The organism is Streptomyces sp. NBC_00996 (assembly GCF_045162675.1).
Lineage (GTDB): Bacteria > Actinomycetota > Actinomycetes > Streptomycetales > Streptomycetaceae > Streptomyces.
In genome coordinates this window covers 8,438,512-8,452,205 of record NZ_CP108723.1, presented here as the reverse complement: position 1 = coordinate 8,452,205, position 13,694 = coordinate 8,438,512, and the positions used below count along the sequence as shown (strand labels likewise).

At 71.0% G+C, this 13,694-nt stretch carries 13 protein-coding genes and 3 pseudogenes; 11 read left to right on the top strand and 5 right to left on the bottom strand.

Annotation, left to right across the window (positions count from 1 at the left end):
* The first annotated feature begins 148 nt into the window (after positions 1-148).
* From OG390_RS39325 to OG390_RS39315, 3 genes are read left to right on the top strand one after another with little or no spacing between them, the layout of a single operon-like run.
* Positions 149-1,711: a sodium:solute symporter gene (locus OG390_RS39325; protein WP_406174595.1), complete on the top strand. Its 1,563-nt coding sequence runs from the start codon at positions 149-151 to the stop codon at positions 1,709-1,711.
* The gene (locus OG390_RS39320; RefSeq protein WP_406174593.1) at positions 1,708-2,322 is read left to right on the top strand and encodes a SigE family RNA polymerase sigma factor; all 615 of its coding nucleotides are present in this window, start codon (positions 1,708-1,710) and stop codon (positions 2,320-2,322) included. Before OG390_RS39325 ends, OG390_RS39320 begins: the two co-directional genes overlap by 4 nt.
* The gene (locus tag OG390_RS39315; RefSeq protein WP_406174592.1) at positions 2,319-2,639 is read left to right on the top strand and encodes a hypothetical protein; all 321 of its coding nucleotides are present in this window, start codon (positions 2,319-2,321) and stop codon (positions 2,637-2,639) included. The genes OG390_RS39320 and OG390_RS39315 overlap by 4 nt, the downstream gene beginning before the upstream one ends.
* A 59-nt stretch (positions 2,640-2,698) precedes the next feature.
* Here OG390_RS39315 and msrB read toward each other — a convergent pair whose 3' ends face one another.
* The 4 genes from msrB to OG390_RS39295 form a co-directional block, all read right to left on the bottom strand.
* Positions 2,699-3,106 carry a peptide-methionine (R)-S-oxide reductase MsrB gene (gene msrB / locus OG390_RS39310; RefSeq protein WP_406174590.1) on the bottom strand — a complete coding sequence of 136 codons (408 nt, stop codon included), beginning with the start codon at positions 3,104-3,106 and terminating at the stop codon, positions 2,699-2,701.
* A gap of 35 nt (positions 3,107-3,141) precedes the next feature.
* Positions 3,142-4,533: a UDP-N-acetylmuramate--L-alanine ligase gene (gene murC / locus OG390_RS39305; RefSeq protein WP_406174589.1), complete on the bottom strand. Its 1,392-nt coding sequence runs from the start codon at positions 4,531-4,533 to the stop codon at positions 3,142-3,144.
* A 239-nt stretch (positions 4,534-4,772) separates the two neighbouring features.
* Positions 4,773-5,246, bottom strand: coding sequence for an indole-3-glycerol phosphate synthase (locus OG390_RS39300; RefSeq protein ID WP_406174587.1), 474 nt, complete (start codon positions 5,244-5,246; stop codon positions 4,773-4,775).
* Between the two features lie 133 nt (positions 5,247-5,379).
* Positions 5,380-6,174 (bottom strand): pyrimidine reductase family protein, encoded by a 795-nt coding sequence (locus tag OG390_RS39295; protein WP_406174586.1) that lies wholly within the window; start codon positions 6,172-6,174, stop codon positions 5,380-5,382.
* A gap of 37 nt (positions 6,175-6,211) precedes the next feature.
* Here OG390_RS39295 and zapE point away from each other — a divergent pair, with 37 nt between their 5' ends.
* From zapE to OG390_RS39255, 8 genes and pseudogenes are all read left to right on the top strand, one after another.
* Positions 6,212-7,309 carry a cell division protein ZapE gene (gene zapE, locus OG390_RS39290; RefSeq protein ID WP_399084771.1) on the top strand — a complete coding sequence of 366 codons (1,098 nt, stop codon included), beginning with the start codon at positions 6,212-6,214 and terminating at the stop codon, positions 7,307-7,309.
* 123 nt (positions 7,310-7,432) lie between these two features.
* Entirely contained in the window at positions 7,433-7,771 is a 339-nt protein-coding gene (locus OG390_RS39285) for a hypothetical protein (protein ID WP_406174584.1), read from the top strand.
* A gap of 70 nt (positions 7,772-7,841) precedes the next feature.
* Entirely contained in the window at positions 7,842-8,420 is a 579-nt protein-coding gene (locus OG390_RS39280) for a carbonic anhydrase (protein WP_406174582.1), read from the top strand.
* 8 nt (positions 8,421-8,428) lie between these two features.
* A pseudogene (locus OG390_RS39275) lies at positions 8,429-9,903 on the top strand (SulP family inorganic anion transporter).
* 91 nt (positions 9,904-9,994) lie between these two features.
* The gene (locus OG390_RS39270) at positions 9,995-10,984 is read left to right on the top strand and encodes a slipin family protein (protein ID WP_406174581.1); all 990 of its coding nucleotides are present in this window, start codon (positions 9,995-9,997) and stop codon (positions 10,982-10,984) included.
* 125 nt (positions 10,985-11,109) lie between these two features.
* Positions 11,110-11,750 (top strand): annotated as a pseudogene (locus OG390_RS39265) (alkaline phosphatase PhoX); the annotation flags it as partial.
* A pseudogene (locus tag OG390_RS39260) lies at positions 11,749-11,952 on the top strand (His/Gly/Thr/Pro-type tRNA ligase C-terminal domain-containing protein); the annotation flags it as partial. The pseudogenes OG390_RS39265 and OG390_RS39260, both read left to right, overlap by 2 nt.
* 64 nt (positions 11,953-12,016) lie before the next feature.
* Complete coding sequence (locus OG390_RS39255; protein WP_406174579.1) at positions 12,017-12,949, top strand: PPK2 family polyphosphate kinase; 933 nt, start codon at positions 12,017-12,019, stop codon at positions 12,947-12,949.
* 53 nt (positions 12,950-13,002) lie between these two features.
* Here the strand turns inward: OG390_RS39255 and OG390_RS39250 are convergent, their stop codons facing one another.
* Positions 13,003-13,434 carry an SRPBCC family protein gene (locus OG390_RS39250; protein WP_399084792.1) on the bottom strand — a complete coding sequence of 144 codons (432 nt, stop codon included), beginning with the start codon at positions 13,432-13,434 and terminating at the stop codon, positions 13,003-13,005.
* Between the last annotated feature and the right edge of the window lie 260 nt (positions 13,435-13,694).

Here is a 13,694-nt window from a genome sequence, read left to right as displayed (position 1 = left end):
TGGGCTGTCGGTCTGTGCAAGAGTTGCGCACCCGCCGGAAGTGGTTGACAGCGAATTTCCAGAAGATTTCCCGCCGGTTTTCCGTCATCCGAATGCGCCGTCCGCGCAACTAACCGGTGAGGCTCAGGCACACCAAGGACGGTGACCGATGGCGGATGGCGCCATGACCGCGACGTTTCTCGCTGTGATCGGCGGGGCGTCGCTGCTGGCCGTCACCGCACGGCGGCTGCGCCCGAGCGATCGGCTGCCGTCCCTGGAGGGCTGGGCACTGGCCGACCGGAGCCTCGGCCCTGTCTGGACCTGGCTGCTGCTCGGCGGCACGATCTTCACCGCGTACACCTTCACCGCCGTGCCGGGACTGGCGTACGGCAACGGCGCGCCCGCCTTCTTCGCGGTGCCGTACACCGTGGTCGTCTGCCCGCTCGCCTTCGTCCTGCTGACCCGGCTGTGGAGCGTGGCCCGCCGCCACGGCTATGTCACCGCCGCCGACTTCGTGCGCGCTCGCTACGGTTCGCCGCCGCTGGCCCTGGTCGTGGCACTGACCGGGATCCTCGCGACGATGCCGTATCTGGCGCTGCAGCTCCTCGGCATCCGCGCGGTGTTGACCGCCGGTGGTGTCTATCCGCGGGGTGCGACGGGCGATCTGGTGATGGTGGCGCTGTTCGCGGGCCTCGCGGTGGCGACGTACCGGCACGGGCTGCGCGCCCCCGCCGTCATCTCCGCGCTCAAGGCGGTGGCCGTCTTCGTGTCACTCACCGCCGTCACATGGCTGGTTCTGGACCGGCTCGGCGGTCCCGGCGCGGTCTTCGACCGCGCGGCCGTGCGGCTCGGCGGCACGGACACGGCGCACTCCGCTCTCCTCCTGTCCCCCGCCCAGCAGCCCGCGTACGCCACCCTCGCGCTGGGCTCGGCGCTGGCTTTGCTGATGTACCCGCACGTCCTCACCGCCGGTTTCGCCGCCGACGGCCCGCGCACCCTGCGCAAGGTCTCCGTGGCACTGCCCGCCTGGACGGGGCTGCTCGCGCTCTTCGGCTTCCTCGGCATCGCGGCGCTCGCGGCCGGGGTACGCGCCCCGGAGGGCGGCGCCGAGGCCGCCGTGCCGATGCTGGTGGACCGGCTGATGCCGGCGCCGCTGGCCGGGCTGGTGTTCGCCGCGATCACCGTGGGGGCGCTGGTCCCGGCCGCCGTGATGTCGATCGCGGCCGCCACCGGCTTCGTACGCAACGTGTACGTCGAGTACGTCCATCCGACGGCCACGCCCAAGCGGCAGGTGCGCATCGCCAAGGCGGTCTCGCTCACCGCGAAGGTGGGGGCGGTCGCGTTCGTGTTCGGGCTGCGCGACCAGGACGCCATAAATCTCCAACTGCTGGGCGGGGTGTGGATCCTGCAGATCTTCCCGGCCGTGGCCGTCGGGCTGTTCACCGGTCGGCTGCACCCTCGGGCGCTCCTGGCCGGATGGGGCGTGGGTATGGCGGCCGGGACGTTCCTCGTGGTGCGCGAGGGCTTCTCGTCCGTCGTGCCCCTCGGTGTCGGCGAGCAGCCGCTGGAGATCTACGCGGGGCTGGCCGCCCTGTTGCTGAATCTGACCGTCGCCGTGGCCGGCACCGCGGCCCTCGAACGCCTCGGTGTCCCGCGCGGCACCGACGTCACCGATCTACCGTCCCGCCTGACCGTCAGGCGGCGCCCCGAGACGGGAGCGAGCAAGCCGTGAGACGCAGACAGCAGATGGCCGTACCGGTGCCGCAGGCGGCTCCGGCCGACACCGAGCCGCTGATCCCGCAGCCCACAGCCGCGACCGAGGCCCTCTCCCCCAAGGCGGGCGATCCGGCCGACCTGGAGCGGGAGGCCGCGCTTGCCCGTCTGTTCGAAACGCACTACGCCTCGATGCTGCGCCTCGCCGCCCTGCTCGGCGCCGACGACCCGGAGAACCTGGTGGCCGAGGCCTACTACCAGATCTACCGGAAGTGGCGGCGGCTGCGGGATGTCGAGGCCGCGGAGGCGTATCTGCGCTCCACCGTGTGCAATCTGACCCGGATGCGCATACGGCACCTCCAGGTCGCCCGCAAGCACGTGGAGAACCCGCCCGACGACAGCGTCGCCTCCGCCGAGAGCACCGCCCTCCTCCATGACGACCAGCGCGTGCTGATCGACGCGCTCCAGCAACTGCCGCCCCGGCAGCGCGAGGCGCTCGTGCTGCGGCACTGGCTCGGGCTGAAGGAGAGCGAGATCGCCGCCGCGATGGGCATCTCCTGCGGATCGGTCAAGACACACACAGCGCGCGGCATCGCCGCCCTGACCCAGGCGATGGAGGCCCGGCGATGAACGACACCAGTCCGGACCGGACGCAAAACGAGCGCGCGGAGCAGAGCCGGACCGAGAAGGAGCTGAGCCAGGCCCTGGAGGCGCTGGCCGGCGGCGTGCGGGCCGCCCCCGATGCCTATCGCACCGCGCGCGGCGAGTGGCTGCGCCGCGAGCGACGGCGACGGCTCGTCCTCGCCGTCCTGATCGCCGTCGTCTTCACCCTGGCCACGCTCATCGGCCTGTGGGTGCTCAACCAGGCCCCGTCCGATCCCCACGTCATCTTCTCCGGCGCACCGGTCACGGCCGCTTCCGGCGGAATGTCGGCCGTCTCGGGCTGAACACGGCTCATGTCAGCCGTGCGTTCCGTGCCGCACACGTGTTCCGCCCGGGCGCCGGATCACGTCTCGTCGGGCGTCAGCCGCAACGAGATGGAGTTGATGCAGTACCGCTGGTCGGTCGGGGTCGCATACCCCTCGCCCTCGAAGACATGACCGAGATGCGACCCACACCGAGCACACTGCACCTCGGTCCGCACCATGCCGTGCGACCGGTCCTCGATCAGTTCGACCGCGTCGGTGTCCTTCGGGTCGAAGAAGGACGGCCAGCCGCAGTGCGACTCGAACTTCTCGTTGGACGTGAAGATTTCTGCGCCGCACGCGCGACAGGAGTAGACGCCCTTGGTCTTGGTGTCGGTGTACTCGCCCGTGAAGGCGGGCTCGGTGCCCGCCTTGCGAAGGACCGCGTACTCGGCCGGGGTCAACTCCGCGCGCCACTGCTCGTCCGGCTTTTCGATGTCGTACGACATGAAGCTCAACCCCTCACTACAGGTACGGCGTATGGCTACTTCGACAGGCGGGTCAGGATCTCGGGTCCGAGGTCCGTGACGTCGCCCGCGCCCATGGTGAGAACGAGATCACCGGGCTTCGCCATTCCCGCGACCACAGAGGGCACCTCACCCTTGTCGTGGACCGGCGTCACATCCGCGCCCGCCGCCCGTGCCGCCTCGATGATCAGCTCGCTGGTGACGCCCGGGATCGGGTCCTCGCGGGCCGGGTAGATGTCCAGGACGACCGAGGCGTCGGCGAGGGACAGGGCCTCGCCCATCTCCTTGCCCAGCTCCTGGGTGCGGGAGAACAGGTGGGGCTGGAAGACCACCAGGATGCGGGCGTCACCGGCCGCCGCGCGCATCGCCTCCAGGTCGGCCGTCATCTCCGTCGGGTGGTGCGCGTAGGAGTCGATGACCTGGACGCCCGCCTCCTCGCCCTTCAGCTGGAGGCGGCGCTTCACACCGGTGTAGGAGGCCAGCGCGGGGGCCAGCTCGGTGGCCGGGATGCCAAGGGCGACGCCGGCCGCCAGCGCCGCCACCGCGTTGTGCGCGTAGTGGCGGCCGGGGACGGAGACCGTGAAGGTCAGCTCCGAGTCGTCCAGCAGTACCGTCACCTCGCTCTTCAGGCCCTGCGGGACCACGGAGAGCACCCGGACGTCCGCGTCCGCCGCGTCGCCGTACGTCACCACGCGGACATCCGCGGCCGTGACGCGGCGCGTCAGCTCGCGCGCGCCCTCGTGGTCCGCCGAGATCACCAGCGTGCCGCCCGAGGTGATGCGGTCCACGAACGTCCCGAAGGACTCGTAGATCTCGTCCATGGACGCGTAGTTGGCGTGGTGGTCCAGCTCCACGTTCAGCACGATCGCCACCTCGGGCGCGTACTTGTGGAAGCTGCGGTCCGACTCGTCGGCCTCGGCGACGAAGATCTCGCCCTCGCCGTGCAGGGCGTTCGAACCGGGGGCGTCGAGGTCGCCGCCGATCGCGTACGACGGGGACAGACCCAGGGTGGACAGGGACACCGCCAGCATCGACGTCGTGGTCGTCTTGCCGTGGGTGCCCGCGACCGCGACGGGGCGCAGATCGTCCATCAACCGGGCGAGGGCGTCCGAGCGGTGGACCACCGGGATGCCGAGCTCCGCGGCGCGGGCCAGCTCCGGGTTGTCCGGGCGGATCGCGGAGGAGACCACGACGCAGGTGGAGTCGGACGCCAGATGGCCGGCCGCGTGCCCGATGTGCACCGTCGCGCCGAGCGCGCGCAGGGCCTGGGCGGTCGCGGACTCCTTGGCGTCACTCCCCGCCACCTTGGCCCCGCGCTGCGCGAGGATCTTCGCGATGCCCGACATTCCGGCGCCGCCGATGCCGATGAAGTGCGGTCGGTCCATGGCGGTAGGAAGGCCGGGTGCCATGCGCTGTTCTCCCCAAGATCCGGTACGAGGCTGAGCGCGCCCGCGGACGGAGCGCGACCCCAGCCTATTGCGTGCGGCGTCCGGCGCCTTGCAAGGGGCGTCGGCGACGATGCCGGGAACGGGCGCGGGGCAGCGCTCATCCTGCGGCTCCACCGCGGGCGCGACCAGCCACGAAGCACCCGCACCGCGGAGAACACCGCACCCCGGCGACGCCCCACGGGCCGGCCCGGCGGCAGCGATCACACCTTGCTGTGCGAGAACAGTTTCAGGACCGGCACGCCCACCTTGTGGCGGGCCCGGGAGGCCCAGTCGCGGTGGAAGAACTCTTCCACGTAGTGGGGGTCGGTCAGCACGATGACCTCGTCGGCCTCGATCTCGTCGACCAGGGCCTTCAGCGCGTCCAGCGGGTGGTCCTCGATGAGCCGGCCCTCGGCCTCGCTGCCGGCCGAGCGCAGAGCCAGCAGCGACACGTCGAGGGCCTGCCGCCCCTGTCCGACCGCCTCCTCGCCCTCCGGTGTCTCGCGCTCGTGGGCCGCCTCGTCCAGCTCACCGAGCGCGACGTCGTCGATGGCCCGCAGCAGCCGGTCCGCCTGGTCCCCACGGGGCTGGAGCAGCACATGGAAGGCGACCGCCTCATCGCCGTGCAAGGTGGTGACGAACTCCACGTCGGCAGACGTCAGGGCCTTCTCGATCATCAATACGCTTGTGAACACGACAGGCGCCCTTCTCCTCCGTGGGCCCGTCCAAGGCCCCTGCGGAAACCATCCTGCCCCGTGACCGCACGAGGTCTGCGAGATTTAGTGTGCCCAACGGAAGATAACCGGAATGAGGCATTTCACCGACTTGTCAGGATCGACGGTATCGGCTGTACAGGAACCCGGCCTCCTCCAGCAGGGACACGAGTTCGAACCTCGCCGGGACCGCCATCGAGGGCCCTCCGGCGATGCGCTGCGCGTCACCGGCGGCGAGCATCGGTGACACGGTCAGGCAGAGCTCGTCGAGCACTCCTCCCGCGACGAACTGGCCGAGCAGACGGGGCCCGCCCTCGGTCAGCAGCCGGGTCAGACCGAGTTCCCCGAGGGCCCGTACGGCTCGGGCGGGGTCCACCCCCATCCCGTCCCCGGCGATCACCACCTGGGCACCCGCCTTCTCGGCCGCCGCGACCCGGTCGGGAGCCGCCGCGGCACCCGTCAGCACCAGCGTGGGCACCAGGGGCGAGGTGAAGAGCGGCAGCGAGAAGTCCAGGTCGAGGCTGGCGGTGACCACGGCGATGGCGGGCGCGGGGCCCTGTCCGGCCGCCTCCCGGAGCTCCGCGAAGGCCTCACGCGCGCGTGCCGGACGATAGCCCTCCTGGCGTACCGTTTGGGCGCCGACGACCACCACGTCGGCGAGCCCCCTCAGTACCCCGAAGATCCGCATGTCGGTGGCGCTGGAGATGGGCTGCGAGCGCCCGTCGTGCTGGGCCGCGCCGTCGAGCGTGGAGACCATGTTGCCGCGCAGCCAGGGCTCCCGGCGGTCGGGGTAGGCGTAGGCCTCCGCCAGTTCCCCGAGCCCCCACTCCCGGTCCGTCACATCCGGCTCAGGGGTCCCACCCGAGGCCTGGGCTGCTGTTTCGTAGGTCACAGGGAACAGGCGTCGCATGACGTGCAGTGTGGCACGGCCCTTAGAGTGGGGAACCGTGTCGTCCTCCACCACCGCCTCCGGGATCGACCCGATAGCCGAAGCGGCCCCGCTGTCCCTGTGCGCCCGCGAGCCGCACGTCCCCGCCGACCGACTGGTCGCCGAGATGGTGCCGCCGCCGCGCTTCGACTCGGTCCGCTTCGCCACGTACATCCCGGACCCGAACCAGCCGAGTCAGACCGAGGCGGTGCATGTCCTCGGCAGCTTCGCGGCCGGTCTCGGCGGGGCACACGCGGTCGGCGGCGGCAAGCGCCGGCTGTTCGGCTTCGGCAAGGCCCCGAAGACGCCCGCCGGCCCCCGCGGCGTCTACCTCGACGGCGGCTACGGCGTCGGCAAGACCCATCTGCTCGCCTCCCTCTGGCACGCGACCCCGGCGGAGCCCGCGCTCAAGGCGTTCGGCACCTTCGTGGAGCTGACCAACCTGGTCGGCGCACTCGGCTTCCAGAAGACCGTGCAGACGCTCTCGGGCCACCGTCTTCTCTGCATCGACGAGTTCGAACTCGACGACCCCGGCGACACCGTCCTCGTCTCCACCCTGCTCGGCAAGCTGGTCGACGCGGGCGTCGCGCTCGCCGCCACCTCGAACACGCTGCCGGGCAAGCTCGGTGAGGGCCGGTTCGCGGCCGCGGACTTCCTGCGGGAGATCCAGGGCCTGTCGGCGCGCTTCCGGCCGCTGCGCATCGACGGCGAGGACTACCGCCACCGCGGGCTGCCCGAGGCCCCGGCGCCGTTCTCCGACGAGCAGGTCACCAAGGCGGCGTACGCCACCGCCGGCGCCTCGCTCGACGACTTCCCGCACCTGCTCGACCACCTGGCGCGCGTCCACCCCAGCCGGTACGGCGCCCTGACGGACGGTGTCAGGGCCGTCTGCCTCACCGACGTCCAGCCGGTCCCGGACCAGTCGACCGCACTGCGCCTCGTCGTGCTCGCCGACCGTCTGTACGACCGCGAGGTACCGGTCCTCGCCGCCGGAATGCCCTTCGACAAGCTGTTCAGCGAGGAGATGCTGAACGGCGGATACCGCAAGAAGTACTTCCGCGCGATATCCCGGCTCACGGCGCTGGCCCGGGACGCCAAGGGGCTCGTGGAAGCGTAGTTTCCGGCCGCCGAGGTATTGGTTCCGGCCCTCTTCCGGGTGAAACGTGGAGTTAACCCTGCAAACAATTTGCCTTGTTGGCCTATGTGTTGACATGAGGGAACAGATGCCGGGAGGGGGCGCATGTTACGAGGTACGACGGCCCGGACCCTGTATGTGGTACTCGCCGCCGTCCTGATCAGTCTGCAGCTCTTCGCCCCCACCGAGGCGTTCGCGTCCGCGCACAGGGGTGAAGTCGCCGCCTGCGCCGAGGCCGAGCACCCGCACAAGGTGGCCCCGCCCCTGGGTGCCCGCCGACAGATCCGCGACGAGGACCTCGTGCCCGAAACGTCGGCGCGCGCCCTGCTCGCGAGCGACCTCGCGGGCACGTACCCGCCGGTCCCTCTCACCGCCTCGCACCCCCGCACGTCGAGATCCTCGATCGACCACTCCCCCGCGGGACTTCAGGTCTTCCGCTGCTGAGCCGAGCGCGTCCCCCCACGCTCCGTTCTGTAAGCCGACGCGCCCTCATGGCGCGCCAGGAGGAACTGACATGCAGCCCCTCATCGACCATGCCCGCTCCTTCGGCCGGCGACCCGAGGATTTCGCCTCGCTCGCCCAAGGCCAGTCCCCACAAGTCCTGTTCATCACCTGCTCCGGCTCCCGGGTCGTCCCGGCCCTGATCACCGGCGCCCGCCCGGGCGAGCTCTTCGAGTTGCGCACCGCGGGCAACATCGTCCCGCCGTACGCCTGCGACCGGCCGACCTCCGAGGCGGCGACCGTCGAGTACGCGGTGGACGTACTCGGCGTGTCCGAGATCGTGGTCTGCGGCCACTCGCACTGCGGCGCCGTCGGAGCGCTGGTGCGCGGCGAGGACCTGACCGCCGTACCGGCCGTACGCGACTGGCTCGCGCAGGCCGAACCCCCCTCCGACGCGTCCGACGACGACCCGGCCGTCGCCGACGCGGTGCAGAACCATGTCCTCGCGCAACTGCTCAGGCTCCGCGCATACCCCTGTGTGCAACGGGCCATGACAGCCGGTCGGCTACGGCTGCACGGCTGGTACTACGAGGTCCACACCGGCGCCGTCCGCGCGTACACGCCGGACACCGACTCCTTCGAGGCGCTGTGAGCCGCGCGATGAAACTCCCGAGCCTCACGAAGCAATTCCCGTACCTGCGGCAGGACTTCGCCGCGTCGGTCGTCGTGTTCCTCGTCGCCCTCCCGCTGTGCGTGGGCGTCGCCGTCGCTTCCGGCGTACCGGCCGAACTCGGCCTGGTCACCGGCATCGTGGGCGGTCTCGTCACCGGGCTGATGCGCGGCAGCAGCCTCCAGGTGTCGGGGCCGGCCGCCGGGCTGACCGTGCTGGTCTTCGAGGCCGTACGGGAGTACGGGCTCGCCGTCCTCGGAGTCGTGGTGCTCGCCACGGGCGTACTCCAGCTCCTCATGGGAGCCCTGAAGTTGGGGCGCTACTTCCGGGCGATCTCGGTGGCGGTCGTCGAGGGCATGCTGGCCGGGATCGGGCTCGTGCTGATCGCCGGCCAGCTCTACTCGATGGCGGGCCTGAAGGCACCGGCATCCGGACTCGACAAGCTCGCCGGGCTGCCCGAGGCGCTCACCGACGCGGCCCGTAGCACCGAGGCACTGGCCTCGGTCGGGCTCGGGGCCGGCACGATCGCCGTACTGGTCCTGTGGAAGCGGCTGCCGCGCCGGGTGCGTACGGTGCCGGGAGCGCTCGGCGCTGTCGCGCTGGCCACCCTCGTCTCACCGGCGTTCGGCCTGCCCGTGGCCACCGTGGAGGTGCGGGGGCTGCTCGGCTCGATCCAGTTGCCCTCGCCCGACGCGTTCGGCGAGCTCGCGAGTGTCGGAGTCCTCGGCACCGTCCTCGCCTTCACCCTGATCGCCTCCGCCGAGTCGCTGTTCAGCGCGGCGGCCGTGGACCGGCTGCACGACGGGCCGCGGACCGCGTACGACAAGGAACTGATGGCACAGGGCGCGGGCAACGCGGTCTGCGGGCTGCTCGGCGCACTGCCGATGACCGCCGTGATCGTACGCAGCGCGGCGAACGTCCAGGCGGGCGCGCGGACCAAGGCGTCCCGGGTGCTGCACGGCCTGTGGCTGCTGCTGTTCGCGGCGCTGCTGCCCGCCGCACTCGGTGTCATCCCGCTGCCCGCCCTCGCCGGCATCCTGGTGCACGCGGGCTGGAAGCTGATTCCGCTCCGGGAGATCGCGTCGCTGTGGCGTGAGCACCGTGGCGAGGCGCTGATTCTCGTCGTCACCGCCGTGTCGATCGTCGCTGTCAGCATGTTCGAGGGCGTCCTGATCGGGCTCGCGCTGGCCGTCGCCAAGACGGCGTGGGAGGCCTCGCACGTGCGCCTCGAAGTCATGGACAAGGGCGCCGGGCCCGTCCGGGCGTACCTCTCGGGCAACGCGACCTTCCTGCGGCTGCCGAAGATCCTCGACAGCCTGGAGGCGCTGCCGCAGGATCGCCCCGTCGAGCTGGACCTCTCCGGTCTGCACCACTGGACCACGCGTGCCGTTCCGCGCTGGAGAACTGGTCGGCGCGGCACAGTGCGACCGGGATCGAGCCGGTGAAGGTCACGCCGGGGGCCTGAGGCCAGGGCCGGGCCTGCCACGGGGCGGGCCCGGCCCTACGACGTAAAGTGGACGTATCAGGCAGGGTGGGCGGCTCGGAAAGGGCTCGTCATGGTCGAGGAACTCATCGCGGCGGGTGTGGCGACCGGTGCGGCCGGTCTGGTCTACCTCTCCGCGGCGGCCCGGGTCGTCAAGCAGTACGAGCGTGGCGTGGTCCTGCGGCTGGGGCGGCTCACGGGAGGTGTCCGCGCCCCGGGCTTCACCATGATCGTCCCCATCGTGGACCGGCTGCACAAGGTCAACATGCAGATCGTGACGATGCCGGTGCCCGCGCAGGAGGGCATCACGCGGGACAACGTCACGGTGCGGGTCGACGCGGTCGTCTACTTCAAGGTGGTCAACGCCCCCGACGCGATCATCCAGGTCGAGGACTACCGCTTCGCGGTCTCGCAGATGGCGCAGACCTCGCTGCGCTCGATCATCGGCAAGAGCGACCTCGACGACCTGCTGTCCAATCGCGAGAAGCTCAACCAGGGCCTGGAGCTGATGATCGACAGCCCGGCGATCGGCTGGGGTGTGCAGATCGACCGCGTGGAGATCAAGGACGTATCGCTGCCGGAGACGATGAAGCGGTCGATGGCCCGGCAGGCCGAGGCCGACCGTGAGCGCCGCGCCCGGGTCATCAACGCGGACGCGGAGCTGCAGGCCTCCAAGAAGCTCGCGCAGGCCGCCGGCGTGATGTCGGAGCAGCCCGCGGCGCTCCAACTGCGGCTGTTGCAGACGGTGGTGGCGGTCGCGGCGGAGAAGAACTCCACGCTCGTGCTGCCTTTCCCGGTGGAGCTGCTGCGCTTCCTGGAGCGGGCGCAGGGCGGTCAGGCGCCGCCCGCCGCCGAGCAGTCGGCGCCCCCGCGGCCCGATGAGCACGTCGAGCTCGACGAGTCCGATGAGCCTGTCCAGCTCGATGAGCCCGACCGGCTCCGTGAGGCTGCCCCGCTCGATGAAGCCGTACAGCTCCAGGAGCCCGGCCTGCTCGACGAGACCGTCCAGCTCAATGAGCTCGGCCGGCTCGATGAGTTCGATGAACCCAAGGGCGACGAGTGACACGTGCTACGCGCGTGGTCCCGGCGGCACCTGCCGCGTGATACACACAGGCGGGTCACAGTCCTGTCCGCCAACAGGAAGGTCGCCCCGTGCCCGAAAACGGTCGCTCCGCGACACGACGTCAGATGCTCGCCCGCGCCCGCACCGGCGTGTTGACCACCTCGATCGCCTTCGCCGGAAACCTCTCCGAACTCTTCGCGGGAACCGCTGCCGCGCAGGACCTCGGCACAGCGGCTACGGCCCCCTGGTCCCCGACCCCAACGGACTGCTCGACCTGCCGGAAGGTTTCCGCTACCGGGTCCTGTCCCGCGAGGGCGACCGACTCCGCTCCGGCGAGGGCCCGGTGCCCAGCAACCACGACGGCATGTCCGCCTTCGCCGGCCGACACGGCCGCGTCCACCTGGTCCGCAACCACGAGAACCGCGTCACCGCGAAGTTTTCGGTCCCGACGGTCGAGGGCCTGACGTACGACCCGATGGGCAAGGGCGGTTGTACGTCGCTGACGCTGGACCGGCGCGCAGACGTCCTCGCCGAGCGCGTCGCCGTCGCCGGTACGGCCGTCAACTGCGCGGGCGGGCCGACCCCTTGGGGCACCTGGCTGACCTGCGAGGAGACCGAGGACACGGCAGGCACCAACGGCTATACCAAGGACCACGGCTTCATCTTCGAGGTCGACCCGGTGGACTCACACCGCACCGGAGCCGTCCCGCTCACGGCCATGGGCCGCTTCCAGCACGAGGCGATCGCCGTCGACCCGAAGCGGGGGCACCCTGGGCGCCCGGGTACGCGCCGCCCGCCTCGTCCCGTACCAGGCGGTGATCGGCCCCAGGGAAGCAGCCGCCGGCCTGGTCGCGCTGCGCCTGCGCGACGGCCGCCGCCTCGATGCCCGGCCCGCCGCGGAGGTCCTGCGCCGCATCGCACAGCCGATCGATGCCCGCAGCGCCGAGCTGCTCGACCGGGACGCCTGAACGCGAGTAGCGGGCCCCGGCCGCCCGTCGCACCATCGAGGGACACGTCCGGAAGGGGTACGCGGTGGCCAAGCAGGACGGCAAGAAGGACGGCAGGAGAGACGGAGGAAAGGGCGATGGGAAGGCCGGCGGGCGGAAGTCCGACGGCGAGGCCCCATCCCGGCTGCGCGAACTCCTGCGCATCCCCGGCGGGACGGGCGTCGACCTCTCCTCGTACGACGCCGCGGCCACCCCCGCCGGTCCCGACGGCAAGGCCGCCGGTCTCGCCGCCACCGCCCGGATGGGCGAACCCCTCGCCGACCTGCAGGCACGCTTGTGGGCCGCGAGCACGGCGGGCGACCGGCGGCGCCTGCTGCTGGTCCTCCAGGGCATGGACACCAGCGGCAAGGGCGGCACGGTCAAGCACGTCATCGGACTGTTCAACCCCTCCGGCTGCCGCATCCGGTCCTTCAAGGCGCCGACGCCCGAGGAGCGCAAGCACTCCTTCCTCTGGCGCATCAGGCGGGCGCTTCCCGAGCCCGGCGAGATCGGCATCTTCGACCGCTCGCACTACGAGGACGTCCTGATCGCCCGTGTCCGTGAACTGGCCCCGCGCAAGGAGATCGCCCACCGCTACGGCGAGATCAACCGCTTCGAGCAGTCCCTCGCCGACGACGGCGTCACGGTCGTGAAGTGCTTCCTGCACATCTCGCACGAGCAGCAGCTCCGCCGCCTTCTGGCCCGCCTCGACAACCCCGACAAGCACTGGAAGTTCAGCGCCGACGACATCGACGACCGCGCCCTGTGGCCCGCCTACCAGAAGGCGTACGAGATCGCCCTGGAGCGCTGCTGCACGCCCCAGGCGCCCTGGTATCTGATCCCCGCCGACCGCAAGTGGTACCGCAACTGGGCGATCAGCAAGCTCCTCCTGGAGCACCTCGAGGCGCTGGATCCGCAGTACCCGAAGGCCGACTTCGACGTGGCGGAGAGCCGGGAGCGTCTGATGAATACCCGATGACCGGGCCCTCCGCTACCGCGGAGGGCCCGGCCTGCCGCCAGGGGCCCGGCCGCTCACCGGCCGCGTTCCACGTACTCCTTGAACTGCTCCAGATCGCTGCGGACGAGCCGTTCGACCGCGTTCGCCTGGGCGAATCCCTTCGGCCCACCGAAGGTCTCCCTGATGCTGTCGGGGTCGTACTCGAGCCGTGCCTGAACCCGGGTGTGACTCTGGTCGAGCGGCTGCAGCGAGAAGGATCCCGTCAGCTCCGCGGCGCCTGTGGTGCGCCATTCCATCGCGCGCTCTCCACTGCGGTCGGTGACCCGGGCCTCGAATTCCCGGGCCCGGCCACCGGCCTCGACGTCCAGATGCGCTCGGCCATTCGTCTCCGTACGGGCGTCGCGCACTCCTTCCACGAAGCGCGGATAGTTCTCCACCCGGTGCAGGCTGTCCCAGGCCTTGTCGATCGGAACTCCGACATCGACATGTTCTTCGAGGATGCTCATGACGCACCTCCACGTTCGGCTGATGCATGGGCTTCCGCTTCCAGTGTGCGCCCGACACGAGGCCAGTCGGCCGGAGAGTGAGACGCGACTGACCACCATGTGAGCGGACGGCGCGGCCGCCGACCACGTGCCGCGGGAGGCAGGGGTGCGTTGTCCGGTGTTCCGGGGGGACCATGGAAGCCGAAGCACTTGCAGACACCGACAGGTCCCGCTCCAGCCAGGCCGACGGATGGCCCCCGTGGCGCCGGTCGACGGAAGGA